This window comes from Kurthia sp. Dielmo (assembly GCF_000307285.2).
GTDB lineage: Bacteria > Bacillota > Bacilli > Bacillales_A > Planococcaceae > Kurthia > Kurthia populi.
In genome coordinates this window covers 1-208 of sequence record NZ_CAEP01000234.1, presented here as the reverse complement: position 1 = coordinate 208, position 208 = coordinate 1, and the positions used below count along the sequence as shown (strand labels likewise).

Sequence of the window (208 nt, the reverse complement as noted above, 5' to 3'; positions counted from 1 at the left end):
AACAATCGTTCCTTTCGTCTGACGAGCTTCTAGCGCTTCTGTAAGGATGTCCTTCACCCACTGCTTTGCTTCTGAATCGCTGCCAGTTTCATTTCCTAAATCATCTAATACAAGAAAGTCCACTCGACTTAGCAAATCAATAAAATACATTTGATCATATGGATACTTCTGGTCGTTCCACGATTTTTTAATCATCATCAGCATGCGA

At 39.9% G+C, this 208-nt stretch carries 1 pseudogene; it reads right to left on the bottom strand.

The annotated features are described in order from the left end of the window. A pseudogene (locus KTHG_RS20995) lies at positions 1–208 on the bottom strand (ATP-binding protein); the annotation flags it as partial.